At 66.9% G+C, this 25,750-nt stretch carries 24 protein-coding genes; 10 read left to right on the forward strand and 14 right to left on the reverse strand.

The features are described from left to right. Positions 1 to 41 precede the first annotated feature (41 nt). Positions 42 to 1,682: an ABC1 kinase family protein gene (locus H9654_RS15765; protein ID WP_182656401.1), complete on the reverse strand. Its 1,641-nt coding sequence runs from the start codon at positions 1,680 to 1,682 to the stop codon at positions 42 to 44. A 187-nt stretch (positions 1,683 to 1,869) separates the two neighbouring features. Between H9654_RS15765 and H9654_RS15770 the strand changes: the two genes are divergently transcribed. Continuing rightward, positions 1,870 to 2,811, forward strand: coding sequence for a DUF808 domain-containing protein (locus H9654_RS15770; protein ID WP_182656255.1), 942 nt, complete (start codon positions 1,870 to 1,872; stop codon positions 2,809 to 2,811). Between the two features lie 122 nt (positions 2,812 to 2,933). Here the strand turns inward: H9654_RS15770 and H9654_RS15775 are convergent, their stop codons facing one another. Beyond that, a complete protein-coding gene (locus H9654_RS15775; RefSeq protein WP_191771729.1) occupies positions 2,934 to 4,472 on the reverse strand; it encodes a GGDEF domain-containing protein in 1,539 nt (512 codons plus the stop codon). A 112-nt stretch (positions 4,473 to 4,584) separates the two neighbouring features. Between H9654_RS15775 and H9654_RS15780 the strand changes: the two genes are divergently transcribed. After that, a complete protein-coding gene (locus H9654_RS15780; RefSeq protein WP_191771730.1) occupies positions 4,585 to 5,217 on the forward strand; it encodes a Rossmann-fold NAD(P)-binding domain-containing protein in 633 nt (210 codons plus the stop codon). A 54-nt stretch (positions 5,218 to 5,271) separates the two neighbouring features. Here H9654_RS15780 and H9654_RS15785 read toward each other — a convergent pair whose 3' ends face one another. From H9654_RS15785 to pdhA, 4 genes are read right to left on the reverse strand one after another with little or no spacing between them, the layout of a single operon-like run. After that, positions 5,272 to 6,666, reverse strand: coding sequence for a dihydrolipoamide acetyltransferase family protein (locus tag H9654_RS15785; protein WP_191771731.1), 1,395 nt, complete (start codon positions 6,664 to 6,666; stop codon positions 5,272 to 5,274). Beyond that, a complete protein-coding gene (locus tag H9654_RS15790) occupies positions 6,663 to 7,016 on the reverse strand; it encodes an SH3 domain-containing protein (protein ID WP_191771732.1) in 354 nt (117 codons plus the stop codon). Before H9654_RS15790 ends, H9654_RS15785 begins: the two co-directional genes overlap by 4 nt. 1 nt (position 7,017) lies before the next feature. Next, on the reverse strand, positions 7,018 to 8,085 hold the full coding sequence (locus H9654_RS15795; RefSeq protein ID WP_101099354.1) for an alpha-ketoacid dehydrogenase subunit beta: 1,068 nt from the start codon (positions 8,083 to 8,085) through the stop codon (positions 7,018 to 7,020). Next, the gene (gene pdhA / locus H9654_RS15800; RefSeq protein ID WP_042615244.1) at positions 8,078 to 9,160 is read right to left on the reverse strand and encodes a pyruvate dehydrogenase (acetyl-transferring) E1 component subunit alpha; all 1,083 of its coding nucleotides are present in this window, start codon (positions 9,158 to 9,160) and stop codon (positions 8,078 to 8,080) included. The genes H9654_RS15795 and pdhA overlap by 8 nt, the downstream gene beginning before the upstream one ends. Positions 9,161 to 9,526: 366 nt before the next feature. On the opposite strand from pdhA, the gene H9654_RS15805 reads away from it, so the two are divergent. From H9654_RS15805 to H9654_RS15820, 4 genes are all read left to right on the forward strand, one after another. After that, positions 9,527 to 10,381 carry a tryptophan 2,3-dioxygenase gene (locus H9654_RS15805; RefSeq protein ID WP_191771733.1) on the forward strand — a complete coding sequence of 285 codons (855 nt, stop codon included), beginning with the start codon at positions 9,527 to 9,529 and terminating at the stop codon, positions 10,379 to 10,381. Between the two features lie 166 nt (positions 10,382 to 10,547). Beyond that, positions 10,548 to 12,047 (forward strand): peptide MFS transporter, encoded by a 1,500-nt coding sequence (locus H9654_RS15810; protein ID WP_042615242.1) that lies wholly within the window; start codon positions 10,548 to 10,550, stop codon positions 12,045 to 12,047. 12 nt (positions 12,048 to 12,059) lie between these two features. Continuing rightward, positions 12,060 to 12,653 (forward strand): thioredoxin family protein, encoded by a 594-nt coding sequence (locus H9654_RS15815; RefSeq protein ID WP_191771734.1) that lies wholly within the window; start codon positions 12,060 to 12,062, stop codon positions 12,651 to 12,653. A gap of 101 nt (positions 12,654 to 12,754) precedes the next feature. Further along, entirely contained in the window at positions 12,755 to 13,858 is a 1,104-nt protein-coding gene (locus H9654_RS15820) for a hypothetical protein (protein ID WP_191771735.1), read from the forward strand. Positions 13,859 to 13,920: 62 nt separating this feature from the next. On the opposite strand, the gene H9654_RS15825 is transcribed toward H9654_RS15820, so the two are convergent. Beyond that, positions 13,921 to 14,472: a MarR family winged helix-turn-helix transcriptional regulator gene (locus H9654_RS15825; protein WP_101099298.1), complete on the reverse strand. Its 552-nt coding sequence runs from the start codon at positions 14,470 to 14,472 to the stop codon at positions 13,921 to 13,923. 63 nt (positions 14,473 to 14,535) lie between these two features. Here H9654_RS15825 and hppD point away from each other — a divergent pair, with 63 nt between their 5' ends. Both hppD and hmgA read left to right on the forward strand, forming a co-directional pair. After that, positions 14,536 to 15,648 (forward strand): 4-hydroxyphenylpyruvate dioxygenase, encoded by a 1,113-nt coding sequence (hppD, locus tag H9654_RS15830; protein ID WP_191771736.1) that lies wholly within the window; start codon positions 14,536 to 14,538, stop codon positions 15,646 to 15,648. A gap of 63 nt (positions 15,649 to 15,711) precedes the next feature. Next, a complete protein-coding gene (gene hmgA / locus H9654_RS15835; RefSeq protein ID WP_191771737.1) occupies positions 15,712 to 17,010 on the forward strand; it encodes a homogentisate 1,2-dioxygenase in 1,299 nt (432 codons plus the stop codon). Positions 17,011 to 17,030: 20 nt separating this feature from the next. Here hmgA and H9654_RS15840 read toward each other — a convergent pair whose 3' ends face one another. After that, positions 17,031 to 17,621 (reverse strand): hypothetical protein, encoded by a 591-nt coding sequence (locus H9654_RS15840; RefSeq protein ID WP_101099300.1) that lies wholly within the window; start codon positions 17,619 to 17,621, stop codon positions 17,031 to 17,033. 124 nt (positions 17,622 to 17,745) lie between these two features. Between H9654_RS15840 and H9654_RS15845 the strand changes: the two genes are divergently transcribed. Together H9654_RS15845 and H9654_RS15850 are read left to right on the forward strand one after the other, a co-directional pair. Further along, positions 17,746 to 18,369, forward strand: a complete 624-nt coding sequence (locus H9654_RS15845) for a hypothetical protein (protein ID WP_191771738.1) — start codon at positions 17,746 to 17,748, stop codon at positions 18,367 to 18,369. A 166-nt stretch (positions 18,370 to 18,535) separates the two neighbouring features. Next, entirely contained in the window at positions 18,536 to 19,492 is a 957-nt protein-coding gene (locus tag H9654_RS15850; protein WP_191771739.1) for a sodium:calcium antiporter, read from the forward strand. A gap of 72 nt (positions 19,493 to 19,564) precedes the next feature. Here the strand turns inward: H9654_RS15850 and H9654_RS15855 are convergent, their stop codons facing one another. From H9654_RS15855 to H9654_RS15880, 6 genes are read right to left on the reverse strand one after another with little or no spacing between them, the layout of a single operon-like run. Beyond that, on the reverse strand, positions 19,565 to 19,984 hold the full coding sequence (locus H9654_RS15855; protein WP_191771740.1) for a Na+/H+ antiporter subunit G: 420 nt from the start codon (positions 19,982 to 19,984) through the stop codon (positions 19,565 to 19,567). Further along, complete coding sequence (locus tag H9654_RS15860) at positions 19,981 to 20,265, reverse strand: K+/H+ antiporter subunit F (protein ID WP_042614266.1); 285 nt, start codon at positions 20,263 to 20,265, stop codon at positions 19,981 to 19,983. The genes H9654_RS15855 and H9654_RS15860 overlap by 4 nt, the downstream gene beginning before the upstream one ends. Then, positions 20,262 to 20,768, reverse strand: a complete 507-nt coding sequence (locus tag H9654_RS15865; RefSeq protein ID WP_042614267.1) for a Na+/H+ antiporter subunit E — start codon at positions 20,766 to 20,768, stop codon at positions 20,262 to 20,264. Before H9654_RS15865 ends, H9654_RS15860 begins: the two co-directional genes overlap by 4 nt. Beyond that, positions 20,765 to 22,300, reverse strand: coding sequence for a monovalent cation/H+ antiporter subunit D (locus H9654_RS15870; protein WP_191771741.1), 1,536 nt, complete (start codon positions 22,298 to 22,300; stop codon positions 20,765 to 20,767). Before H9654_RS15870 ends, H9654_RS15865 begins: the two co-directional genes overlap by 4 nt. Further along, positions 22,297 to 22,674 (reverse strand): Na+/H+ antiporter subunit C, encoded by a 378-nt coding sequence (locus H9654_RS15875; protein WP_191771742.1) that lies wholly within the window; start codon positions 22,672 to 22,674, stop codon positions 22,297 to 22,299. Before H9654_RS15875 ends, H9654_RS15870 begins: the two co-directional genes overlap by 4 nt. Then, on the reverse strand, positions 22,674 to 25,502 hold the full coding sequence (locus H9654_RS15880; protein ID WP_191771743.1) for a monovalent cation/H+ antiporter subunit A: 2,829 nt from the start codon (positions 25,500 to 25,502) through the stop codon (positions 22,674 to 22,676). The genes H9654_RS15875 and H9654_RS15880 overlap by 1 nt, the downstream gene beginning before the upstream one ends. Positions 25,503 to 25,750 lie beyond the last annotated feature (248 nt).

Genomic DNA, 25,750 nt, shown 5'->3' on the forward strand with positions numbered 1-25,750 from the left:
TGTCGAACACAGCGTGGTGTCGAGCAAGCTCGACACTACGATTACCGGTGGCCGCGCTCTTCGCGGGCGCGTGCGCGGCGGTCGAACAACAGCGCACTGGTGATGATGCCCAGGCCCAGGAATACGCCGATCAGCATCAATATCATCGCGATGGCCGGATACCCGAACAGGTGCACGCCGTTGTCCACCTTCATCATCAACGCCGACGCCAGGATCAGCGCGGCAGTGACGATGCCGGCGGACACGCGGTTGGCGATCTTCTGCAGGTTTTCCATCAGCCGCGATTCTTCCAGCCCGGTCACCTTCATCTGCAGGCGGTTCTCTGCCAACAGCGCCAGGATGTCGGTCATCTTGCGCGGACCGACCCGCAGCAGTTCCTGCACTTCCATCGCTTCGCTGGCCAGGTTGGCCGCCGACAGCGATTTCTTCAGGCGCGCGCGCATCACATGCTGCAGCTGCTTTTCCACGATGCGCCGCGTATCCAGCGTCGGCGACAACAGCCGGCACACGGTTTCCAGGTTCAACAGCGCCTTGCCGATCAGGCTCAGCTCCGGCGGCGTGCGCAGGCCGCTGGCGGTGGCGATGCGCACCATGTCCAGCACCACGCGGCCTTCGGAATAATGGTTGCTGGCGGCGTAGCGGGCGATCATCTGCCCGGTCTCGCGCAGGTAACGTTCTTCTTCGAACGATTCCAGCCGCGTGCTGATGGCGATGATCTCATCGGCCACTTCCTCACCGCGTCCGTCCACGGCGGCAAACAGCACCTTCAGCAGGCGCTCGCGCAGCCGCGGTGGCATGTGCGCGACCATGCCGAGGTCGAAGATCGCCAGGCGGCCGTCATGGGTCACCCGCAGGTTGCCCGGATGCGGATCGGCATGGATTTCGCCGTGCACGAAGATCTGGTCCAGGTAGCCGCGGATCAGCGCGGCCGCCAGCGGATCCATCGATTGTTCGGTGCGGCGGATGTCCGGGATCATGTCCACGCGCACGCCGTCGGCCAGCTGCATGGTCAGCACGCGATGGCTGCAGTAGTCCCACACCGGCTGCGGTACCCACAGCGGCTTGAAGGGGCGCAGGTGCTGGCCGAAGCGCTGCAGGTTCTCCGCTTCGGCCTGGTAGTCCAGCTCCTGCATCAGGGTCTTGGCGAACTCGTTGAGCCAGTCGCGCAGGCGCACCCGGCGGCCGACCTGGGTCAGGTGATCGGCGGCCAGCGCGAAGCTGCGCAGCGCTTCCAGGTCCGAACGCAGCTGCGCGGCAACCTCCGGCTTCTGCACTTTCACCGCCACTTCGCGGCCATCGCGCAGGGTGGCGCGGTGGACCTGGGCGATCGATGCACAGCCCAGCGGCACCGGATCGAAGCTGGCGAACAGGGTGGACACCGTGGCGCCCAGCTCCTTTTCGATGATGGTGTGGATGCGTTCGACCGGGATCGGCGCGACGCTTTCCTGCATCCGTTCCAGCGCCGTGGCGAACTCCACCGGCACCATGTCCGGACGGGTGGACAGCATCTGGCCCAGCTTGACGAAGGTCGGGCCGAGCGATTCCAGATCGGTGACGAACTGCTCCGGGTTGCCGTCCGGCGGCACGTCGGGGGCGCCAGCGGCTTCCAGGTTCATTCCGGAGAAAACGCCGGAATTGCGATAGCGCATCAGCAGGCGGAGGATCTGGCTGCGACGGTTCATGCCGGTGATCAGGGGCGGGTTGGCGGGCGCGGCAGACGGGTTGTTCAAGCAGGACTCCGCGACGGTACGGGAGGCCCAGTGTGGCTGCGCCCAGGTAGTGGAGTGGTGAATCCGGACGCCGTCTTTCAGGATTCACGCCTTTTCGGTCAGAATCCAGCCTCGACCTCCCTTCCAACATGGACCTTTCATGGCCGGCGCCAGCCTGTTCACCCTGCTCGATGACATCGCCACCCTGCTGGACGATGTGGCGGTCCTGACCAAGGTCGCGGCAAAGAAGACCGCCGGCGTGCTGGGCGATGACCTGGCGCTCAACGCGCAGCAGGTCACCGGCATGAGCGCCAACCGGGAACTGCCGGTGATCTGGGCGGTGGCCAAGGGGTCGCTGGTCAACAAGCTGATCCTGGTGCCGGCGGCGCTGGCGATCAGTGCGCTGGAGGCCTGGCTGAAGTCGCGCGGCTACAACGTGCCGCTGATCGTGCCGCTGATGATGCTGGGCGGTGCCTTCCTTTGCTACGAAGGCGTGGAGAAGCTGGCCCATCGCTTCCTGCATCCGGCCGAAGAAGATGAGGCCAAGCAGGCGGAGCGGCGCCAGGCGCTGGCCGATGAGCAGGTGGACATGGTCGCCTTCGAGAAGGACAAGATCAAAGGAGCGATCCGCACCGATTTCATCCTGTCGGCCGAGGTGATCGTGCTGACCCTGGGCGTGGTGGTCACCTCCGGCGCGGCATTCACCCAGCAGCTGCTGACCCTGAGCGTGGTGGCCGTGGCGATGACCGTCTTCGTCTACGGGCTGGTGGCCGGCATCGTCAAGATCGACGACGCCGGGCTGTACCTGGCCAGGAAGGGCGGCGCGGTAGCGGCCTTCGGGCGCGGCATGGTCGCCAGTGCGCCATGGTTGATGAAGTTCCTGTCCATTGCCGGCACTGCCGCGATGTTCCTGGTTGGTGGTGGCATCCTGGTGCACAACGTGCCGGCGCTGCACCACTGGGTGCTGGAGCATGGTGGTGAAGGGCAGTGGGCGTGGCTGGTCAACGCGCTGGCGAACGTGGGCGTGGGCGTGGTGATCGGTGCGCTGGTGCTGGGCGCGGTGATGCTGGTGCAGAAGCTGCGCGGCAAGCCGGCGCATTGACGAACAGGTGGCCTTGGTGGGTGATGACCGTTGGTCGTCACGCTTCTGAGGATCGAAGGCTGTGACGACCAACGGTCGTCACCCACCGAGAGCGGCCGTCACTATCGGGCGGTCATTACCCTTCAGCCGGCCTGCACGCGGTTGCGGCCCAGCCGCTTGGCCGCGTACAACGCTTCGTCGGCGCGTCGCAGCAGCGACTCTGCGGTATCGCCGGCGCTCCACTGCGCCAACCCGGCGCTGAAATGCACCGGAACGCGCTGGTCCTGCACGTTCAGCACGCGCTGGGCGAATGAACGCTGCAGGCGCTGCAGGGTCGACATGCTGTCTGCACCGGGGGTGTCCGGCATGACCAGCACGAACTCGTCGCCACCGAGCCGCGCCACGTTGTCGCTGGCACGCAGCAGCAGTTGGCAGACACTGACGAAATGCTTGAGCACGGCGTCGCCGCCGGCGTGGCCGAACTGCGAATTGGTCTGGCTGAACTCATCCAGATCGATCACCGCGACCGCCAGCGCAGTGCCGGCCCGGCCCGAACGTGCCAGTTCGGACTGCAACAGCTCGTCCAGTCCGCGGCGGTTGAGTGCGCCGGTCAGTGGGTCGGTACGGACCAGGTCGGTCACCTCGCGCAGGTCCTGTTCCAGCTGGGCGATGCGCTGTTCGGCCACTTCCACTTCCAGCCGTGCGTTGGCCAGATGGTCGCGTGCCTGCGCAGCCTGCTGCTGCACCCGGCCGGTGTCCTGCAGCACGCCCTGCAGCAGCTGGTTGAGGTCGGCGATGCTGCGTGCTTCACGCAGCGCCAGGGCGTAGCTGCTGATGCGGTCGTGGTACTCGCCGGTGCTGTTGGCCATGCCGTCCAGCTGTTGCACGAAGTCGCCCATCAGCCCGCGCATGGCGGCCTTGGATTCGCTGATGCCCTGCTTGAGCAGGCCCTGCTTGTAGATCACCTGGCGCAGTTCACTGCGGGTCCGCTCGACCGCCGCGGTGTCCAGCGGACCGGACAACAACTGGCGCACCGCGTCGATCTGTCCGTGCAGCCAAGCCCCGTCATCGAGCAGTTCGCTGATGTTTTCCAGCAGCAGGTCGAACAGGCCCAGCAGCAGCTCGTCGCGTTCCTGCCAGGCCTCGCTGCGCACGCCGATCTGGTGGCCCAGTTCGCGCTGGCCCTGTTCCAGCGCGTCCAGCGGCTGGCCGGGCTGCCATTGCTTCCATGCGGCGGCCTGCGCCACGGCCTGTTCGCGCAGCTGCGGATCGTGCTGCAGCAGGCCGGCCACGGTGATGCCCAGCACCTGGCGCAGCTGTTCGCGCAGGCGATCGCCGTCGGGCGGCGCATCGGGGGCATGCAGTTCGATGGTGCGGATGTACTTGTCGATCAGCTGGCGCATCGCGCGGCCGTAGCGTGGCCAGTCCGCATCGGCCTGCGCCGACTGCAGGCGGTCGCCCATGTCGCCGAGCTCCCCGGGCAGGGTCGCCATGCCATCGGCAAAGGCCGCCAGCAGGGATTCGGGGTGTGCGGCGTGCGCGAACAGCTGCTGCAGGCTGAGTCCGTTGCCACCGCGGGTCACTGCGCGGGGACCGGCGCCGCCCACGGCGGCCGCACGGACCAGCGCCAGCGGTCCAGGCTGGGCGCCGGGGGCGGGGCGGGAGTCACGGCGGTCCGTCATGCAGGAGTGTCCGGGGGAGGCCAAGGCTGGTGACAGCATATCGGCGCAGCCGTCGTTGGCTTTATACCCGTCCAGCGTTCACGATGGGGAAAATCAGCCAGGGGAGAAGGCGATGCGGGTAATGCTGTTGGGCGCGACCGGACTCGTAGGGAGCCAGGCACTGGCGTTGTTGCTGGACGATCCGCGCTGCACGGGGCTGGTGGCGCCGAGCCGGCGGCCGCTGCAGGCGAGCGCGTCCAAGCTGGACAATCCGGTGCTGGATTTCGAGCACCTGCCCGGCACCGCGCCGTGGTGGGCGGTGGATGCGGTGATCTGCGCGCTGGGCAGCACGATGGCCCAGGCCGGCAGCCGCGAGGCCTTCAAGCGCATCGACCACGACTACCCGTTGACCTTCGCCGGCCAGGCCCTTGCGCATGGTGCCGGCACCTTCGTACTGAACTCCGCGGCGGGCGCGGATGCGGGATCGCGGATCTTCTACAACCGCGTGAAGGGTGCGCTGGAACAGGAGCTGCGCGGGCTGGATTTCGATTCGTTGACGCTGGTGCGGCCCGGGCTGATCGGCGGCCAGCGTGCGCACAAACGCACCGGTGAACAGCTGGCGCTGCAGGTGCTGGGCGTGCTGGGTCCGCTGTTGCCGCGCGGCTGGCGGATCAATCCGGCGGAGAACATCGCGGCCGCGCTGGTGGATGCCGCATTGGCACCGCGGCCCGGCGAACACGTGGTCAGCGCCGCTGAGCTGGCCTGAGCACGTGTGGGTGACGACCAACGGTCGTCACCCACAAGGGCCGTCATTACCGCATCAGTTGGCCAGGGCCAGGTCGTCCATCATCGCGCGCAGGAAGCGGGCGGCTTCGCCGCCGGTGGCCACGCGGTGGTCGAAAGTGACCGACAGCGGGATCACCTTGTGCGATTCCACGCCGCCCATTACCGGAGTCATCTGGTAGCGGGCACGCCCGGCACCGACGATGGCCACGCACGGCGGCACCACCACCGGGGTGGCGTAGCGGCCGGCGAACATGCCGAAGTTGGACAGCGAGATCGTGTAGCCACTCAGTTCAGAGGCGGCGATCGAACGCGCTTCGACCTGCTCACGCAGGCGGTTGACGCCTTCGCGGATCCCGCGCGCATCGAGCATGTCGGCGTTGCGCAGGGCCGGCACGAACAGGCCTTCCTCGGTGTCCACCGCGATGCCCACGTCCACGTGCGCGTGCAGGGTGCGGGTCAGCGCTTCGCCGTCGAACCAGGCGTTCATCGCCGGGACCTTCTGGCAGGCGACCACGATCGCGCGCACCAGACGGGCGGTGACATCGTTGCCCGGCAGCCACGCATGCAGGTCGGCATCATCGTTCAGCGTGGTCGGCACCACCTTGCTGTGCGCATCGGCCATCACCCGCGCCATGTTGCGACGCACGCCCTTCAGCTGCTCCGGCTGGCCCTTGGCGGACACGCCCGGCGGCTGGGTGCGCATCGGCTTGCCGGCGGCCGACATCGGCGCGCGCGGGCTTTCCACGCGTGCCGGTGCCGGTGCGGACACCTGCGCGGCCTGCGGCGCCGCCGCTGCAGTCGGTGTAGCGCCGACCTTGGCACTGCCATCGGCGGCGGCCTGCTTGACGTCGGCCATGGTCACCGCGCCATCGGTACCGCTGGCACGCACGCGCGACAGGTCCACGCCCAGCTTGCGCGCCATCGCACGCACCGCCGGCACGGCCTTGACGCCGCCGACAGCGACCGCTTGTTCGGCGTGCACGGTGTTGGAGCTCTGCATCGCGCCGACCACGGTGCCGGCGTCATCGCGCTCGCCGGCGTCCTTGATCGCGCCGCCTTCATCAGAGGCCACCACGGCATCGGCCTGGGCCGGCGCCGGCTGCCCGGTGCTCGGCGTCGCCGCCGGTGCAGCGTGGCCGTGACTGTGGCCGGTGTCCTGGCCGTCCGCACGCTGCGGCAGGTTCGGGTCCAGTTCGAAACTGGCCAGCACCGCGCCGGTCGGGATGATGTCACCGGCCGCGCCGGACAGCTTCAGTATCCTGCCGGACACCGGCGAAGGCACTTCCACCACGGCCTTGGCCGTCTCCATCGATACCAGCGGCTCATCCAGGCGGATGGTGTCGCCTTCCTTGACGAACCATTCCACGATGGTGGCGTCCGGCAGGCCTTCGCCCAGGTCGGGCAGGTTGAAATTCTTGGTCTGGCTCATGTGCAGTTCTCTTCCAGCAGTTCCAGTTCGTGGGCCGGCAGCCAGCCCGTCGCGCCATTCGCGCGCTCGGACCACCACCAGCCCCCATGTTCATGATGCAGCCGTACCATCTCGCCGTTTTCCACGTCCAGCTCGCGGGCGTCATAGTCACGCAGGGCTTCTGCCTGGCCATCGTCCAGCAGCTGCAGCCAGGCGACCGGCGCCCAGCCTGCGCCACCTTCGCGGGTGCGCACCCAGGCGAATGCCGGCCATTCTTCGTCACGCACGCCGACCTCGACGATCTGGCCGGTGCGCAACCGGAGCGGGTTGGGGTACTGGCTGCGGTACGGGCCGAGAAGACGGGCCCGCATGTCAGCCTGCCGCAACGGCGCGCTTGGCCGCCGCCACGATCCGCTCCACGCTGGGCAGGTACTTCATTTCCAGGCGGAACAACGGAATGTGGGTGTCATAGCCGGTGACCCGCTCAACCGGTGCCAGCAGGTCGTAGAGCGATTCCTCGGCCAGCCGCGCGGCGATCTCCGCGCCGAAGCCCGCGGTCTTCGGGGCCTCCTGCACGATCACGCAGCGGCCGGTCTTGGCCACCGATTCAGCGATGGTGGCGAAGTCCAGCGGGCGCAGCGTGGCCACGTCGATGACTTCGGCACTGATGCCTTCGCCGGCCAGCTTGTCGGCTGCTTCCAGTGCTTCCTTCACCTGTGCGCCCCAGGTCACCAGGGTCACGTCGGTGCCGTCGCGCAGCACGAAGCAGACGTCCAGCGGCAGCGCTTCGCCATCGTTGGCCACCACTTCCTTGTACTGCCGGTAGATGCGCTTGGGCTCCATGTAGATGACCGGATCCGGTTCGCGGATCGCCGCCAGCAGCAGGCCGTAGGCGCGCTGCGGCGAGGACGGCAGCACCACGCGCAGGCCGGGCACGTTGGTGAAGATCGATTCGTTGGCTTCGCTGTGGTGTTCCGGGGCCCGGATGCCACCGCCCCACGGCACGCGCAGCACCATCGGGCAGTGCAGGCGGCCACGGGTACGGGTACGCAGGCGCGCGGCATGGCAGATGATGTGGTCGACCATCGGGTACATGAAGCCGTCGAACTGGGCTTCTGCGATCGGCTTCATGCCCTGCGCGGCCAGGCCGATGGTCAGGCCGGCGATGGTGGTTTCATCCAGCGGAGTATCGAGGATGCGGTTGGCCCCGAAGCGCTGCTGCAGGCCGGCGGTGGCGCGGAACACGCCGCCGTTGACGCCCACGTCCTCGCCCAGCACCAGCACGGATTTGTCGTGCTCAAGCTCCCAGGCCAGCGCCTGGGTGATGGCTTCGATCAGGGTGATGGGGGTGCTGGTCATGACCGTGTCTCCACCGGCGACAGCGGCGCTGTCGGCGGCATTGGTGCGGGAAGCAGGAACGCCGTGCTTGATGTCATCCATGACGCTGCTCCAGGGCAATGGCGGCAGCGCGCTGGGCCAGCAGGTCCGGTGGCGGATCGGCATACAGGAAATCAAACATCGCTTCGACCGGCTGCACCGGGGTGTTGAGGTACTGGTTCACGTCCTCGTCCACGCGCGCGCCGCACTGCTCGATCCAGGCCTTTTCTTCGGCTTCGCTCCACACGCCCTGGTCGGTCAGGTACTTGCGCAGGCGCAGCATCGGCTCCAGCAGCCAGGCATCCTTCACTTCGGCGTCGTCGCGGTAGCGGCGCGCGTCGTCGGCGGTGGTGTGGTCGGACAGGCGGTAGGTCATCAGTTCCAGCACCGTACCGCCGTTGCCGGACAGGCCGCGCTCGCGCGCCTGTTCCATCGCCGCCAGCACTGCGATCAGGTCGTTGCCATCCACCTGCAGGCAATGCAGGCCACCGGCCAGGCCCTTCTGGGCCAGCGTTTCGGCACCGGTCTGGGCCGAACGGGGCACTGAAATGGCCCAGCCGTTGTTGACGATGCACAGGATCAGCGGCAGCTTGTAGGCGCCGGCCGAATTCAGTGCCGCGTAGAAGTCGGTCTTGGAACTGCCACCGTCACCGCACACCGCCACGGCGATCTGCTTCTCCTCGTTGAGTTTGAACTTCAGCGCCGCACCGGCCGCGTGCAGGCACTGGGTGGAAATGGGCACGCAGAACGGGAAGTCCTTGGCCGCATTGCCGCCGTAGTCGTTGCCGCGCTCGTCGCCGCCCCAGTACATCAGCACGTCGTAGGGGCGCACGCCGCGCATGAACATGGCGCCGTATTCACGGTAGCTCGGCGCGAACACGTCGCCCGGATGCATGGCTGCACCGATGCCGACATGCGCGGCTTCGTGGCCCAGGCAGGCGGCATAGGTGCCGAGCTTGCCGGTGCGCTGCAGGGCGATGGACTTGCTGTCGAAGACGCGCACGTAGAGCATCTGCTTGAACAGCGGGACCAGCACCTTGGGATCCCGCAGCGAAGCGGGCAGGTCATCGCGGACGAGCTTGCCGTCTGCGTTGAGGTACTGGAGGTATTCGATCTTGAACTCAGCGGCAACTGTCATTGCGGACTGCACCTTCGACAGGAAGTTACAAATGATATGAATCGCCATGTTAAGGACGGCGTATGAAAAAGCTGTCCTGCGGCGCAGCAAGGGTTTCCCCCGCCAGGCTCCTGCCGGCGGGTAGGCGGCCCGTGACAGCAACGTATTCAGCCGTTGCTGCAGAGCACCAGAATACGCCCGTGAGGGCAGGGATGGGACCCTGCGGAAGCGGTTCCACGCGCCGGGAGGCGGGTTTGTGCGTTCCACGGGGCCTGTGACGACCAACGGTCGTCACCCACCGAAGCCAGCGGCCCACGGTCCTCACCCCCCGCACCGGCGATCCGCGGTCGGCCTGCTACGCTTTCTCTTTTCAGCCGGTCCCGCCCCATGTCCGTCGACAACAACCAACGTGATCTCGAAGCCGGCATCCTGACCGACCTGCAGGACCGGCTGACCTATGGCGGCTACCTGCGGCTGGACCAGCTGCTCGCCGCGCAGCAGCCGCTTTCCAGCCCGCCGCACCACGACGAGATGCTGTTCATCATCCAGCACCAGACCTCCGAGCTGTGGCTGAAGCTGCTGGCGCACGAGCTGGGCGCGGCGATCGGCTTCCTGCAGCGTGACCAGGTCTGGCAGTGCCAGAAGGTGCTGGCGCGCAGCAAGCTGGTGCTGCGACAGCTGACCGAGCAATGGTCGGTGCTGGAGACGCTGACCCCGTCCGAGTACATGGGATTCCGCGATGTGCTGGGCCCTTCCTCGGGCTTCCAGTCGCTGCAGTACCGCTACATCGAGTTCCTGCTGGGCAACAAGAACGCGCAGATGCTCAAGGTGTTCGAGCACGACGAAGCGGGCCAGCAGCGGCTGCGCCAGGCACTCCAGGCGCCGAGCCTGTACGAGGAATTCCTGCAGTACCTGTCGCGCTTCGGCCACGACATCCCGGCGCAGTACCTGGACCGCGACTGGTCACTGCCGCACGTGGCCGACGATGCGCTGCACCCGGTGTTCGAGCGCATCTACCAGGACACCGACCGCTACTGGCGCGAGTACGCGCTGTGCGAGGACCTGGTTGATCTGGAGACGGCCTTCCAGCTGTGGCGGTTCCGCCATATGCGCACCGTGATGCGGGTGATCGGCTTCAAGCGCGGCACCGGCGGCTCGTCCGGGGTGGGCTTCCTGGCCAAGGCGCTTGACCTGACCTTCTTCCCCGAACTGTTCCAGGTGCGGACCACGCTGGAAGGCTGAGCGGCCGGTCTCGCCCATTCAGATTGTTGCAGATGCAAGTTCCGCGACCGGGCAGTGACCTGCTTCGATCGGTGTGTATTTGACGTGAACGCCAGAAGTCGGTGATCCTCGCGCGTTAGCTCGGCACAGCGGACGTGCCTGTCATCCACCGAACCAGGAATCCCGCATGAGCCTGAACGCCACTGCGAATACCCCCGAACCGGCCGTGCCGGAATTCAAGACCACATTGGGCCACCCACGCCCGCTGTGGATGCTGTTCATGACCGAGTTCTGGGAACGTTTTGCGTTCTACGGCATCCGCTGGGCACTGGTGCTGTACATCGTCTCGCAGTTCTTCAACGGCGATGCCGGCGGTGAAGCCGCGGCCAGCCGCACTTACGGCGCCTACCTGGCGCTGGTGTACGCAGCGGCCATCTTCGGCGGCTACATCGCCGACCGCGTGCTGGGCTACCAGCGCTCGATCCTCACCGGCGCGGTGATCATGGCGGCGGGCCTGTTCATGATTTCCCTGCCCAACCACCAGGTGTTCGAACTGGGCCTGGCCACGATCATCGTGGGCAACGGCCTGTTCAAGCCGAACATCTCCACCATGGTCGGCAAGCTGTACGGCCTGAACGATCCGCGTCGCGACTCCGGCTTCACCATCTTCTACATGGGCATCAACATCGGCGCGATGATCGCCCCGGTGCTGACCGAATACCTCGCACGCAAGGTGTTCGGCACCAGTGCGATGCCGTCCTACAAGGTGGTGTTCATCGCCTCCGGCGTGGGCATGCTGATCAGCCTGGTGTGGTTCTACATCGGCCGCAAGGGCCTGAACGGCATCGGCGCACCGCCGGCCGGCGCCGAAGGCTATGGCCGCATCGTGATGGTCGCGGTGGGTTCGCTGGTGGCCATTCCGGTGGCGTTCTTCCTGCTCTCCACCGGCGCCACCGCGTTGGCCTGGATCCTGCTGGTGCTGTTCATCGCGCTGGCCGTCCTGCTGCTGGTCGAAGGTGTCCGCAACGGCAAGGTCGCGCGCGACCGCGTGATCGCCATGCTGATCATCTTCGCCTTCAACGTGATGTTCTGGATGTTCTTCGAACAGGCCGGCAGCTCGTTCACCTTCCTCGCCGACAACATCGTCAACCGCAACCTCGGCGGCTGGGAATTCCCGACCGCCTGGTTCCAGTCGGTGAACTCGGTGGCCATCATCACCCTGGCCCCGATCATCGCGTGGATCTGGGTGGCGATGGGCCGTGCCAACCCGTCCATCCCGCGCAAGTTCGGCCTGGGCCTGCTGTTCAACGGCGCGGCCTTCGCCCTGCTGATGTTCGCGTTGTCGCAGCTGGTCGTGGACGGCAAGATCCCGTTCTGGACGCTGTTCATGGTCTACGTGATCCAGTCCATCGGTGAGCTGTGCCTGTCGCCGATCGGCCTGTCGATGGTCACCAAGCTGGCCCCGGTCCGCCTGGTCGGCTTCGGCATGGGTGGCTGGTTCCTGTCCACCGGCATCGGCAACAACCTGTCGGGCATCTTCGCCGGCGTGGTCAGCGGTGAAGGCGGCATGACCGTGGAATCGGCGCTGAAAGGGTATACCTTCGGCTTCTGGGCGTTGATCGGTTCGGGTGTGATCCTGTTCCTGCTGGCGCCGCTGATCAACAAGCTGATGCACGGCGTCAAGTAAGAGGAAGAGCGAATGCGCAAGACCGCAGGTTGGATGTCCATGGGGGTTCTGGCCGCTGCACTGGCAGCGTGCTCGCAACCCGGTTCCGAGTCCGCCAAGGCGCCTGCGCAGCCGCTGGATACGCGTCCCACCGAGGCACCGGCCGCTGATCCCAGCGTGCCGGTGGCCTCCGGCAACACCCCGGCGGCCGCGGACATCGCGGCCATCGCCGCGCTCAACGCCTCGTTCGATCCGTCCCGCGACCCGGCCGCCGACCTGGAAACAGCCAAAGTGGAGGCGCAGCGAGGCAACAAGCGCATCATCCTGGACGTGGGCGGTGAGTGGTGCCCGTGGTGCCACATCCTGGACAAATTCGTCGAAGGCGATGCCGAAGTGCGCCGCCTGCGTGACGCGAACTACGTGTGGATGAAGGTCAATTACAGCGAAGACAACGAGAACAAGGCGTTCCTGTCGCAGTTCCCGGAAGTGAAGGGCTACCCGCACCTGTTCGTGCTGGACGCCGAGGGAGGCCTGCTGCATTCGCAGTTCACCGGTGAGCTGGAGCAGGGCAAGAGCTACGACCGCGCGAAGTTCCTCGCCTTCATGAAGGAATGGGCGCCGCGCTGAGGCGCGATGCCAGGCCGCAGCGCTCAATTCCGCCACGCTGCGGCCGCTAACGCCAAGGTACCGACGCCACGCTGACCGTGGCGCACGACCTGGAGCGTCCGATGCACAGCGAGCTGATCGACCATCCCCCTGCCGACACCGTGGCACTGCCTGCGGTGGATGTGCTGATGGACGATGGCGCTGCGGTGGCTGCGGTGGCGATACCGCCCGGCACGCACAAGCTGCCCGTGGTGGCGCTGCCGGACAACCCCGCATTGGCCGCTGCGGTGCAGAAGCTGGTCGAACAGAAAGAACGCCTGGACCTGCTCGCCCGTGACCCGAAACTGGCCGGCCTGCTGCCGTTGGAATGGCTGGGGCAGGGCGGACGGGCGGTGGACGTGGCGGCATTCGTGCAGGGCGTGCTGCCGTTCCTGCAGGCCGCCGAACGGGGCGAAACCGCGCCGATGCGCCTGCCGTTGCGGCATGTGCTGGGCGACAGCGGGCGCTGGTCGGTGGCCGATGTCGCCGAGCCGCAGTCGCTGGCCTGGTTGCTGGCCAGCGATGATCGCGCGACGGTCGGCAGCCGCGACCATGCCGACGCCCTGCTGCTCGGCGCGTTGGGCTTGGCGTGGATGCAGGAAGGACGCAGCCGTCCGGGCTTCCTGCGCGCGATGGGCGTGGACACGCTGGCCGCGCGGACCACCATGCTCGGCTACCCGCCGCCCGAAGAACTGGCCCTGTACGAGGTCACCGCGCATGGCCAGCGCGAGGTCTGGTGTGTACACGGACGCCGCCGACTGCGACCGCTGCCGACGCCCTGGCTGAGCGTGCCGCTGCTGGTCGCCTACGGAGTGAGGCCGCCGCAGCCGTGGCCGTCCAGCTATCCCGCCATCGAGGCGGTGGCGCGCGAGCTGGCCACTGCTCGGCAGGGCCGCGCGCTGCCGGAAATCAGCCTGCCGGTGGTGGTGCGCAAGATCGCCGAGGACGCCAACGGGGACATCTGGCAGCCGGTCAGCCTGCTGCAGCTGGGCACCTGGGTGCCGCGCTGGCCGTTCTTCCTGGCCATCTTCGTCGGCCTGCCCTCGCTGCTGCTGGTGACCGCTGCCCTGGCGCTGCCGGGGGCGATCGAAGCGGCCACGGTGGCGGCCTCGCTGGGCTTCGCCGCCGGTGCCATCGGCGCGCTGGCCGCGCCCTGGGTCTACGCCCGGCGCAAGCACCTGAGCTGAGGATCGGCTCTGGCCGGTGTCCAGGGCAGGCCGACGGAGTCGGCTCTACCCGACGCCCGTTCTTATTCGGCCATCCGCTGCAGGCCCTCACCGGCCAGGCGCAGGATCAGCTTTTCCAGCAGCTGTTCCTCGTCTTCGCTCAGCACGGACATCAGCTTGCGGGTGGTCTCGATGACCAGCGGGGCGATGGTCTCGTACACCTCGAAGCCGGCCGCCGACAGCGCCAGCACCGAGCGGCGGCGGTCATCGCCATGGGTTTCGCGCTTGATGAAACCGCGTTCCAGCAGGCGCGCCACCGCGCGGCTGACCGCGACCTTGTCCATCGCCGTGCGTTCGGACACTTCGCTGGCCGACGAGCCGGGGTACAGCGCCAGGATGGTGATCACCCGCCACTCCGGAATCGCCAGGCCGTAGCGGTCACCGTACAGTTTGGCGATGTTGCCACTGACCCGGTTGGAGAGCACGCTCAGCCGGTAGGGCAGGAACTGTTCCAGGTCGAGCAGGACGTGCGAGGCACGCACGCTGGTGGAAGCGGGATCGGGTGGGCTCATGCTGCGGTGCACCTTGCTGGTGGTTTCAGGTGTAACTATAAAGGGGATGTACTGGCCCTGCATTGTCGCGGGTCCCTCTGTCGCCCGCACCTGGTTTGATGCGGAAAAGATTCGGAGCCTTATGCCATGAATACCACCGTCCAGACCGCCTCGCATCCCAATCCGGGCATGCAGGTGACCACGTTCGAAAACCCGATGGGCATCGACGGCTTCGAGTTCGTCGAATTCGCCGCCCCCGCCGGGCGCGGCCAGGAGCTGCATGCCTACTTCCGCAGCATGGGATTCACCGCCGTGCTGAAGCACACCACCCGCCCGATCACCGTATACCGGCAGGGTGGCGTCAACTTCCTGGTCAACGAAGACCCGGATTCGTTCGCCGCCGACTTCGCTGAAAAGCACGGTCCGTGCGCCTGCGGTTTCGCCATCCGCTTCCAGAAGCCCGGTGCCGAGGTCTACCAGACCGCGCTGGGCAATGGCGCCGAGCCGGTCGACTTCAAGCCGGACTCCAAGGCGGTGGATGCGCCAGTGATCAAGGGCATCGGCGACTGCATGCTGTACCTGGTGGACCGCTACGGCGACGCCGGCAGCATCTACGGCGATGACTACGAAGCCATCGAGGGCGCCGACCAGGCACCGAAGGGCTTCGGCCTGACCTTCATCGACCACCTGACCCACAACCTGTACTTCGGCAACATGCAGCAGTGGTCGGACTATTACGAGCGGCTGTTCAACTTCCGCGAGATCCGCTACTTCGACATCAAGGGCCTGAAGACCGGCCTGGTGTCCAAGGCGATGACCGCCCCGGACGGCATCGTGCGTATTCCGCTCAATGAATCGTCCGATCCGAAGAGCCAGATCAACGAATACCTGGACGCCTACAAGGGCGAAGGCATCCAGCACATCGCCTGCTTCACCGAGAACATCTACGAGACCGTGGAAGCCATGCGCGAGCAGGGCGTGCAGTTCCTGGACACGCCGGAAACCTACTTCGACGTGATCGACCAGCGCGTTCCGGGGCATGGCGAGGACGTGGCGCGACTGGCCCGCAACAAGATCCTGATCGATGCCGATCCGGAAACCCACCAGCGCAAGCTGCTGCAGATCTTCACCCTGAACTGCATCGGTCCGATCTTCTTCGAGATCATCCAGCGCAAGGGCAACGAGGGCTTCGGCGAAGGCAACTTCACCGCGCTGTTCGAGAGCATCGAGCGCGACCAGATGCGCCGCGGCGTACTGTAAGCGGCATATCGCTCGGGTAAGGTAGGTGCCGGCAACGCGCCGGCACATGACGGGATGCCAGACATGACCAGCACCATCGAAGCACGCGGCTACCAGACCGGGTTCGGCAACGAGTTCGCCAGCGAAGCGCGGGCCGGTGCGCTGCCGATCGGGCAGAACGCGCCGCAGACCGTGGCCCACGGGCTGTATGCCGAACAATTGTCCGGGACCGCATTCACCGCTCCGCGCGGCAGCAACCGCCGCAGCTGGCTGTACCGGATCCGCCCGGCGGTAACCCATGGCGAGTTCACCGCGTTCGCGCAGGATCGCCTGCAGGGCCGCTTCCACGGGCTGCCGGCGGCGCCGAACCAGCTGCGCTGGAGCCCGCTGCCGCTGCCCGAGGCACCGACTGATTTCGTCGAAGGCCTGTACACGATGGGCGGCAACGGCGGCCCGGATGCGCATGCCGGTGTGGCCATCCACCTGTACGCCGCCAACCGTGACATGCAGGGGCGTTATTTCTACAACGCCGACGGCGAGCTGTTGATCGTCCCGCAGCTGGGACGCCTGCGCCTGCTCACCGAAATGGGCGTGGTCGAGGTCGAGCCGCAGCAGATCGCGGTGATCCCGCGCGGCGTGCGTTTCCGCGTTGAATTGCCGGACGGGCAGGCGCGCGGCTATGTCTGCGAGAACTTCGGTGCACTGCTGAAGCTGCCCGACCTGGGGCCGATCGGCTCCAATGGACTGGCCAATCCGCGCGATTTCGAAACCCCGCATGCGGCGTTCGAAGACCTCGACGGCGAGTTCGAGCTGGTGGCGAAGTTCGACGGCCAGCTGTGGCGGGCGCGCATCGACCATTCACCGCTGGACGTGGTGGCCTGGCACGGCAACTACGCGCCGTACCGCTACGACCTGCGCCGCTTCAACACGATCGGTTCGATCAGCTTCGACCACCCGGATCCGTCGATCTTCCTGGTGCTGCATTCGCCGAGCGATACCGCCGGCACCAGCAACATGGATTTCGCCATCTTCCCGCCGCGTTGGCTGGTGGCCCAGCACACGTTCCGCCCGCCGTGGTTCCACCGCAACATCGCCAGCGAGTTCATGGGCCTGGTGCACGGGGCCTACGATGCGAAAGCCGAAGGCTTCGTGCCTGGCGGTGCGTCGCTGCACAACTGCATGAGCGGCCACGGTCCGGATGCGCCGACCTTCGACAAGGCATCGGCGGCCGACCTGTCCCGCCCGGACGTGATCAAGGACACCATGGCGTTCATGTTCGAAACGCGCGGCGTGATCCGCCCGACCGCGCAGGCCCTGTCGGCCGCCCATCGCCAGGGCGACTACCAGCAATGCTGGAACGGCCTGCGCAACAACTTCCGCTGATAAAAAGGGGACGGAGGGAGTTAAGTCGTTTCCGGCACTGCCGGAAGTGACTTAACTCCCTCCGTCCCCTTTTTGAACGTGTTGAGGTGTTCATGCGGGATGACTTCCAGCAGCCGGCCGTGGACGCGTTCTGCGTAGCCGGCCGAGGTCAGGCCGGGGAGGGCGTCGAGGGCGCCCTGCATGGCGTCCACCACGTCGCCTTCCTGGCGCGCCTGCTGCAGTTCGCGCAGCAGCGCGGCGGCCTGCGGGTGGCGCTGCATTTCCAGGATGCCCAGCAGGTAGATGCGCGCGGCGGCCATCGAACGCCGGCGTTCAGCGGATGGCGCGGTCGGGGCAGCTGCCGGCGATGGCGCCGACATCGGTGAGACCGGGCGGGCAGGCGCTATCGGCGTGGGAGCTGACGCCTCCAGCACCTCCGGTGTGGTCACCAGATAGCCGGCCTGGACCAGCTGGATCACCATCGCCGGGGCATCCGCACCGATCATCGTGGTCAACGCTGCGAGGTCACGTTGGCCGTCGCAGAGGATCAGCAGGCGGCGCTGGCGCATGTCCAGCGGGGCGCGGTGGGCCTGCAGCGCGGTTCGGGCTTGGTCGGTCTTGCGCGGGAGCATGGGCGGCTGCAGAGAAGGCGGTGCAGGCCGAGCCTGAATGTCCGCCGTGAAACCCTGATGACAATGCGGCGCGTGCACATCCGGCGCGGTAGCGTTCGCGCACAGCCTTCCAGGAGATGTCCCGATGAAAGCCTTCCCCGTAGCCGGCCTGCTGGCCCTGTCCCTTGCCGCCTGCAGCCAGGGCCCGGAATCGAGCCCGGAGGCGACCTCGCCGATGACCGAAGCGGCCACCAACCCAGCCAAGGACGCCGACCTCTCCGCCGATCCCGACCTGAACAACGCCTCGCCGATCGATCCGCGGCGTGACAGCCCGGCGCGCCTGGACGGCTTCGGCGCGGTGGACCTGGGAGCGAGCCTGGACGATGTCCGCGCTCGATTCGGTGCACCGTTGCAGGGCGACGTACCGAACGATGAATGCCATTACATCCGCCCGCAGAAGGAGTCGGCCGAAGGCCCGTTGCTGATGATCGAAGGCAACAGGCTGGTGCGCTACGACGTGCGCGGCCCGGGCATTGTCGCCCCCGGCGGCGGTCGCGTGGGCATGAGCCTGGGTGAGCTGCAGCAGCTGTATCCCGAACGCGCCGATCTGGGCCCTGACAAATACGATCCGCAGGCCCAGCACCTGCGCGTGCGTCCGGAGCAGGAAGGGCACGGCATCATCGATTTCGCGCTTGGCGCCGACGGCAAGGTCAGCGCGTGGCGGGTGGGCCTGCCGCCGCAGGTGGATTATGTGGAAGGGTGTGGTTGAGGGGTGAGGGGTGAGGTGACCCTGTGACGACCAACGGTCGTCACCCACCAGAGGGGGAGCCCCACCCACCAGAGGCGGGGCCTCACCCACCAGAGGCGCGGCGTGACCCACCGGGACACGGGGATCCACCGTAGAATCGCCGTGACTCCCGCTCAAGGACTGCCTGATGATCGCCCTCGCCATCGCCTGGTTCGTGCTGGGCATCATCCTGCTGGGTCTTGGCGGCGACACCGTCGTCAAGGCCGCTTCCGGGCTGGCCCAACGTTTCGGCGCATCGCCCTTCACCGCTGGCCTGTTGCTGCTGGGCGTGGCGACGTCCGTGCCGGAGCTGGCAGTCAATGCACGCGCGCTGGCCGTTGGCCAGCCCGAGCTTGCGCTCGGCAATGCGGTGGGCAGCACGCTGGCCAACCTGGGCTTGACCCTCGCGCTGGCCGCACTCGCCGTCCCTCTGCTGATGCGCGCGCGGGTGATCGTGGCGAGCTGGTTCGGCGTGCTGGCGGCCGCGCTGCTGCTGATCGTATTCGGCCTGGATGGACAACTGCTGCGCTGGGAAGGCGGCGTGCTGTTGGCGGCCTTCGTCCTGTTCTTCGTACTGCTGCTGCGCCGTGGCCGGCATGAGGCGCCGCAGGTACAGGCGCTGATCGCCGACGCGGCGGTATCACGCCCGGGATTGGCCTTGAACCTGGTGCGCTTGGCGATCGCCGCATTGACGTTGTACTGGGGCGCCCGGCTGGTGGTGGGCGCCGCTGCGGACTTCGGCGCTGCGCTCGGCTGGACGCCATTGCTGGTCGGCCTGTTGCCGGTGGCGATCGGCACTGCGCTGCCTGAAGTCGCCGCTGCGGTGATGGCCGCGCGGCGCGGGCAGGGCGACATGGTGGTGGGCCACGTGCTGGGTTCCAGTGTGGTCAACCTGCTGCTGGTGATCGGCGTGATGGCGCTGGTGCAGCCGCTGGCACTGCCGGCTTCGTTCGTGCGGCTTGAACTGCCGGCCGTGCTGGCCTTCGCGCTGGTGCTGTACCCGATACTGCGCGGTGACCTGCGCATCAGCCGCGCAGAAGGCGGTGTGCTGCTGGGCGCATTCGTGGCGTGGGTGGGGTTGGAGCTGGCACTGTTGGTGGCCTGAGCCACGTAGTGTCGAGCTTGCTCGACACTCATCCCGCTCGGCTCGTCGAGCAAGCTCGACGCTACGGGCCTGTTATCGCTTGCTCTCGTTGGAGGTATACACATCGTCAGTCGCTTCCACGACCTTCTCGCGTACCGGCTCCGGCGGCGGCAACTGTTCTTCTTCGGCGCGTTCGTTGCCCGGCAGCGTGGGGCGCGTTTCCATCAGCAGCGACAGCGCCGCCTTGGCCATCAGGTGCGCGCTGATCGGTGCGGTGATGAACAGGAAGATGGTGATCAGCAGTTCGCGCGGCTGCGGGTCCTGGCCGAGGAAGATGTGGTAAGCCACCGAGGACACCAGCACGCAGCCGACGCCCAGCGTGCTGGCCTTGGTCGGGGCGTGCAGGCGCTTGAAGAAGGTGGACAGCTTCACCAGGCCCAGCGCACCCACCAGGATGAAGAAGCAGCCGAACAGCAGCACCACCGACAGCACGATCTGGATGGCGGTGATCATTCGACGATATCCCGGCGCAGCACGAACTTGCTCAGCACCACGGTGCTGCCGAAGCCGAGCATGGCGATGATCAGCGCGGCCTCGAAGTAGATCGCCGAATTGAGGTACATGCCGAACAGCATCAACTGCGCGATGGCGGTCACCGACAGGGTGTCCAGCGCGAGGATGCGATCAGGCACGGTGGGGCCGCGCAGCAGGCGCCAGGTCGACAGCAGCATGGCCAGCCCGACTACGTGCATGCACACCACCAGGGTGTTCTGGATGACATCGAATCCGGTCATGGGAAGATCTCCATCAGCGGGGCCTCGTAGCGACGTTTGATTTCGGTGATCAGGTGCTGCTCATCGTCCAGGTTCAGTACGTGGACCAGCAGGTACTTGCGGTCATCGCTCAGTGCAGCCGACACGGTGCCCGGTGTCAGTGTGATCATGCTGGTCAGCGCAGCGATGCCGTGCACATTGGCGATGTCCAGCGGAATCCAGACGAAGCCCGGATGGATCCTGCTTTCCTTGCCCAGCACCTGTCCGGCCACTTCGATGTTGGATACCAGGATGTCCCACAGGGTGGTCATCAGCAGTTTCGGTACCGGCCGCAGCGTACCGATGCGGGCGAACTCACGGTCCAGGCGCGCGGCGAACAGTGGCACCACCAGGCCCAGCAGCAGGCCCAGTGCGAGCAGGCCAACGCTGAAGCTGTCCGACATCAGCAGCCAGAACACGATGACCATGACGGTGAGCGGCAGCGAGGGAAAGATCCGGCGCAGCAGGGGGCGTTTCTGGTTCATGGGTGACGGATCTCCGGCTGTTCGCCACGCACCTGGTCGACATAACCGGAGGGCTGCAACAGGTCACTGGCGATGGCATCGGCGTGGCGCATCAGCGGGGCCGCGAAGACGGTCATGCCGATTCCGTACAGAAGGAGCAGGCAGGCGGCCAGCAGTTCCACCCGGCGCGTGGGCGCCTTGCGCGGCCGGGGACCATCGGGTTCGGCATGCGGCACGCGCCAGAACAGCCGGATGCCACCCCGCGCCAGCCCCATGATGACCAGCAGGCTGCTGCCCAGCACCGCCGTCCACACCGGTGCGGTCAGCTGTGGCGGCATGCCCTGCAGCAGCGCGGCCTTGGCCAGGAACCCGGACAGCGGCGGCAGACCGGCGATCGAAATGGCGGCGATCAGGAACAGCACCGCCGGTGTCTGCTTGCCCGGCATCGGCGCGATGACTTCCTTGCGGTCGCTGGCACCGCCGCGACGACGGCGGATCAGGTCGGCGATCAGGAACAAGGCGGCCGCCACGAAGGTGCTGTGCGGCAGGTAGTACAGGCCGGCTGCCAGCACCTGCTGGTTGCCGACCGAGAAGGCGATGAACAAGGTGGCGGCCGACACCACCACCAGGTACGAGATCAGCACCCGCAGGCGGACGGCGGCAAGCACGCCCAGCCCGCCCAGCACCAGCGTGGCGATTCCGGCCCACAACAGCCAATCGCGGCCATACCCGGCCATGGCACCGGCCTCATCACCGAACCACAGGCTCTGGATGCGCAGCACGGCGTACAGGCCGACCTTGGTCATGATGGCGAACAGCGCAGCCACTGCCGCCGGTGCGCGCGCATAGGATTCGGGCAGCCACAGGTACAGCGGCATCAGCGCCGCCTTCGCGCAGAAGACCAGCAGCAGCAGGCCCATGGTCGACTTGACCAGCACCAGGTGCGAGGGCGGTACTTCGGCGATGCGCTGGGACAGTTCGGCCATGTTCAACGATCCCAGCGAGGCGTACAGCAGCCCCAGCGCGATCAGGAACAGGGTGGAGGCGGTCACGTTGAACACGACGTAATGCAGGCCGATGCGCATGCGCAGGCCACGCCCGCCGCTGAGCAGCAGGCCATACGAAGCGATCAGCATCACTTCGAAGAACACGAACAGGTTGAAGATGTCGCCGGTAAGGAACGCACCGTTCAGGCCGACCAGCTGGAACTGGAACAAGGCATGAAAATGTGGGGCGCGCCGGTCCCAGCCGGAACAGGCATGCATCAGGCAGCCGATCGCCAGCAGCACGGTGGTCAGCAGCATCCAGGCAGAAAGGCGGTCGGCCACCAGCGCGATGCCCAGCCGCGCCGGCCAGTCGCCGAGCAGGTAGACCATCGCCGTGCCATCGGCAGTGCGTGCGAACAGCAGCAGAACCGAAGTGAACAGCGCGGCCATCGCCGTCCACGACACCGCACGCTGCACACGCGGCCCGTAGCGGCGATGTTCAACGAACAGCGACAGCGATGCGCCGAGCAGCGGGACCAGGATCGGCAGGATCACCAGATGGTTCATGCGTGGTCCTCGTCACGGCGCCGCGGAGCATCGTCGTCGGGCTCGTGCGCGTCGACGTGGTCGCTGTGGTTGTCACTGCGGCTGCGGATGGCCAGCACGATGGTGACCGCGGTCATGGCGAAGGCGATCACGATGGCGGTGAGCACCAGCGCCTGCGGCAGCGGGTCGGTGTAGTTGCCCAGGTTCGCGTCCAGGCCTTCCTTCAGCACCGGCGGCCTGCCGGCGACCAGTCGTCCGCCGGCAAAGATCAGCAGGTTGGTGGCATAGGAAAGGAAGGTCATGCCCAGGATCACATCGAAGCTGCGCGCGCGCAGCAGCAGGTACACGCCGAGCATGGTCAGCACGCCGATGGCGCTTGCAATGGCCAGTTCCATCAGTGCATCTCCCCGGTCAGTGCCGAACGCTTCTGCGGATCGATCTCGCCGCGACGCGCGGTCCGTGTCCGCGACGGCTTGATCGTGCCCATCATCGACAGCATCAACATCGCCCCGCCAAACACCACCAGGTAGACGCCGGTATCGAAACCGATCGCACTGGCCAGCGGCACTTCGCCGATGATCGGCAGGTGCAGGTCCAGGTGGCCGCTGGTCAGGAACGGTACGCCGAACAGCATCGAAGCCGAGCCACTGGCCACGGCGATCAGGAGGCCTATACCGATGCAGCGGACGTAATCGAAGCCGAAGCGCGACTCGACCGAGGCGGTGCCCTGGATGACGTACTGGATCAACAGCGGTACGGCCAGGATGAGGCCGGCGATGAAGCCGCCGCCCGGCGAGTTGTGGCCGCGCAGGAACATGAAGATCGACACGGTCAGGGTCAGCGGGAACATGATCTGCGCCAGGTCGGCCGGCACCGGCAGTTTGATCGGCGGGCCCGGCATGATCTGCTCCGGCGCCATGCGCGAGCGCCGCAGCATCGCATGCACCACCAGCGCGGCGATGCCGAACACGGTGATCTCGCCGAAAGTATCGAAGCCGCGGAAGTCGACCAGGATGACGTTGACCACGTTGCTGCCGTAGGCCTCCGGCAGGGAACGGGCAAGCATCTCGCCGGCCATCGTGTTCGGGGGCAGGGTCATCGCGGTGTAGGCCAGCGCGGCCAGTCCGACGCCGGCGACCAGCGCGATCGCGGCATCGCGGTATCTGCGCAGCTTGGAGCGCTCGGTCACCGACTGGGCGGGCAGGTAATTCATGCCCAGCAGCATCAGCACCAGGGTGACCATCTCCACCAGCAGCTGGGTCAGCGCCAGGTCCGGTGCGGACAGGAACACGAAGGTCATCGCCACCATCAGGCCCACCCCACCCACCAGCAGCACCGCCAGCAGGCGCTGCTTGTACATGCGCAGGGTGGCCATGGCGCAGGCCATCATCACCGCCCACAACGCCCAGCCCAGCAGCGGCATCGGCTGCGGAGAGGGCCAGTTCGGCCACGCCGGGGCGGCCAGCCAGGGCGCTGCGGCGGCCACCACCGCCACCACCACCAGGCCGAGCAGCATGCGCTGCAGGCTGCCGTTGGCGATGGCGCCGGTCAGTTTCTGCGCCAGCGCGGAAAGCAGGTCCAGCTGCAGATGGAAGGCGTCGCGGCCCGGCGTGGTGTTGCGCACCGCATACAGGTCGATCAGCCGGCGCAGGCCGAAATACAGCACCACGCCGCCCAGCACGCCGGCCGCGCTCATCGCCAGCGGCAGGTTGAAGCCGTGCCAGATGGAGAGGCTGTATTCGGGCATCTGCGCGCCGAGGATGGAGGCCGCACCGGCATGCAGCACCGGGGCGATGGTCAGCGCCGGGGCGATGCCCACGGCCACGCAGATCACCACCAGGATCTCCACCGGCACCTTCATCCAGCGCGGCGGTTCGTGCGGCATGCGGTCCAGGTCATGCGGGCCCTTGCCGAAGAAGGTGTCGTGCACGAAGCGCAGGCTGTAGGCCACGCCGAAGACGCCGGCCAGCAACGCGGCGATCGACATGGCCATCTGCATCAGCGCCGGACCGCCTGCATCGAGGGCCTCGGCGAACAGCATTTCCTTGGACAGGAAGCCGTTGAGCAGCGGAATGCCAGCCATCGCCAGCGAGGCGATGATCGCCAGCGCACTGGTGAACGGCATCAGCCGCCGCAGGCCGCCCAGCTTGCGCATGTCACGCGTGCCGGTTTCATGGTCGATGATGCCGGCGGCCATGAACAACGACGCCTTGAACGTGGCGTGGTTGAGGATATGGAACACACCGGCCACCACCGCCATCGGCTTGGACAGGCCGAACAGCATGGTGATCAGGCCCAGGTGGGAGATCGTGGAATACGCCAGCAGGCCCTTCAGGTCGTGCTGGAAGATCGCGTTCCAGGCCCCGACCAGCAGGGTCAGCGCACCGATGCCGCTGACCGTGTAGAAGAACAGGTCAGTGCCGGCCAGCGCGGGGTGCAGGCGGGCCAACAGGAACACACCGGCCTTCACCATGGTGGCCGAGTGCAGGTAGGCCGACACCGGGGTGGGCGCGGCCATGGCCTGTGGCAGCCAGAAGTGGAACGGGAACTGCGCGCTCTTGGTGAAGATGCCGGCCAGCACCAGGAACAACGCATACGGATACAGCGCGCTGGCACGGATCTGGTCGCCGGCGGCCAGCACCACGTCCAGGTCGAAGCTGCCGACGATGCGCCCGATCAGCAGCACGCCGCCGAGCAGCGCCAGGCCGCCGCCGCCGGTGATGACCAGGGCCATGCGGGCGCCGTCGCGGGCGTCCTGGCGGTGCGACCAGAAGCCGATCAACAGGAACGAGCTGATGCTGGTCAGCTCCCAGAAGATCATCAGCAACAGCAGGTTGCCGGACAGCACCATGCCCAGCATGGCGCCCATGAACAGCAGCAGGTAGCAGAAGAAGCGGTGCGCGTTGTCCTGCGGGCTCAGGTAGTAGTGGGCGTACAGCACCACCAATGAGCCGATGCCCAGCACCATGCCGGCGAACATCCACGCCAGGCCATCCAGGCGCAGGGTGAAGTCCAGACCGATCTGCGGCAGCCATTGGCCACTGCTGCGCAGCACCTCGCCATCCAGCACGGCGGGTGTCAGCGTGGCGAGGATGGCCAGGCCAGCCAACGGCGCGGCCGCGGCTAACCAGGCGGCCGTGCGGCGGGAACTTCGTGAGAATGCGGCAACCGCCACGGCCAGGATGAAAGGCAGGGCGAGCAGCAGGATCAGGCTTGGGATCATGCAGGGAATACGCGATTCACGAGCAGGTCATGCAGTCTAACAGGCCGACATTTGCTGCCGATACCCACGAATACGCCACCAATTGCAGGGAACGTGTGCTGATTCATTTTCTTCCCCTGTCGATGCCGGGCCGGCAGGGCTTGACTCGACCGGCATTGCTACTTTGCCGCATCTGTCGCGAATGGCGCGTGCAGCTCCAAGGTGCCCGTACGGCAGGGGCTGCAAAGGGATGGTGTGGCGCGTCGTGC

The sequence above is a fragment of the Stenotrophomonas lacuserhaii genome, from assembly GCF_014836545.1.
Classification (GTDB): domain Bacteria; phylum Pseudomonadota; class Gammaproteobacteria; order Xanthomonadales; family Xanthomonadaceae; genus Stenotrophomonas; species Stenotrophomonas lacuserhaii.

Coding starts and splice junctions, on each gene's coding strand:
- H9654_RS15795 (WP_101099354.1), bottom strand. CDS start 8,085: ATGGATGACATCAAGCACGGCGTTCCTGCTTCCCGCACCAATGCCGCC.
- H9654_RS15790 (WP_191771732.1), bottom strand. CDS start 7,016: ATGCGGGCCCGTCTTCTCGGCCCGTACCGCAGCCAGTACCCCAACCCG.
- hmgA (WP_191771737.1), top strand. CDS start 15,712: ATGACCAGCACCATCGAAGCACGCGGCTACCAGACCGGGTTCGGCAAC.
- H9654_RS15815 (WP_191771734.1), top strand. CDS start 12,060: ATGCGCAAGACCGCAGGTTGGATGTCCATGGGGGTTCTGGCCGCTGCA.
- pdhA (WP_042615244.1), bottom strand. CDS start 9,160: ATGACAGTTGCCGCTGAGTTCAAGATCGAATACCTCCAGTACCTCAAC.
- H9654_RS15880 (WP_191771743.1), bottom strand. CDS start 25,502: ATGATCCCAAGCCTGATCCTGCTGCTCGCCCTGCCTTTCATCCTGGCC.
- H9654_RS15845 (WP_191771738.1), top strand. CDS start 17,746: ATGAAAGCCTTCCCCGTAGCCGGCCTGCTGGCCCTGTCCCTTGCCGCC.
- H9654_RS15765 (WP_182656401.1), bottom strand. CDS start 1,682: ATGAACCGTCGCAGCCAGATCCTCCGCCTGCTGATGCGCTATCGCAAT.
- H9654_RS15775 (WP_191771729.1), bottom strand. CDS start 4,472: ATGACGGACCGCCGTGACTCCCGCCCCGCCCCCGGCGCCCAGCCTGGA.
- H9654_RS15825 (WP_101099298.1), bottom strand. CDS start 14,472: ATGCAGGGCCAGTACATCCCCTTTATAGTTACACCTGAAACCACCAGC.
- H9654_RS15860 (WP_042614266.1), bottom strand. CDS start 20,265: ATGACCGGATTCGATGTCATCCAGAACACCCTGGTGGTGTGCATGCAC.
- hppD (WP_191771736.1), top strand. CDS start 14,536: ATGAATACCACCGTCCAGACCGCCTCGCATCCCAATCCGGGCATGCAG.
- H9654_RS15820 (WP_191771735.1), top strand. CDS start 12,755: ATGCACAGCGAGCTGATCGACCATCCCCCTGCCGACACCGTGGCACTG.
- H9654_RS15785 (WP_191771731.1), bottom strand. CDS start 6,666: ATGAGCCAGACCAAGAATTTCAACCTGCCCGACCTGGGCGAAGGCCTG.
- H9654_RS15805 (WP_191771733.1), top strand. CDS start 9,527: ATGTCCGTCGACAACAACCAACGTGATCTCGAAGCCGGCATCCTGACC.
- H9654_RS15870 (WP_191771741.1), bottom strand. CDS start 22,300: ATGAACCATCTGGTGATCCTGCCGATCCTGGTCCCGCTGCTCGGCGCA.
- H9654_RS15865 (WP_042614267.1), bottom strand. CDS start 20,768: ATGAACCAGAAACGCCCCCTGCTGCGCCGGATCTTTCCCTCGCTGCCG.
- H9654_RS15810 (WP_042615242.1), top strand. CDS start 10,548: ATGAGCCTGAACGCCACTGCGAATACCCCCGAACCGGCCGTGCCGGAA.
- H9654_RS15855 (WP_191771740.1), bottom strand. CDS start 19,984: ATGATCACCGCCATCCAGATCGTGCTGTCGGTGGTGCTGCTGTTCGGC.
- H9654_RS15840 (WP_101099300.1), bottom strand. CDS start 17,621: ATGCTCCCGCGCAAGACCGACCAAGCCCGAACCGCGCTGCAGGCCCAC.
- H9654_RS15780 (WP_191771730.1), top strand. CDS start 4,585: ATGCGGGTAATGCTGTTGGGCGCGACCGGACTCGTAGGGAGCCAGGCA.
- H9654_RS15770 (WP_182656255.1), top strand. CDS start 1,870: ATGGCCGGCGCCAGCCTGTTCACCCTGCTCGATGACATCGCCACCCTG.
- H9654_RS15875 (WP_191771742.1), bottom strand. CDS start 22,674: ATGGAACTGGCCATTGCAAGCGCCATCGGCGTGCTGACCATGCTCGGC.
- H9654_RS15850 (WP_191771739.1), top strand. CDS start 18,536: ATGATCGCCCTCGCCATCGCCTGGTTCGTGCTGGGCATCATCCTGCTG.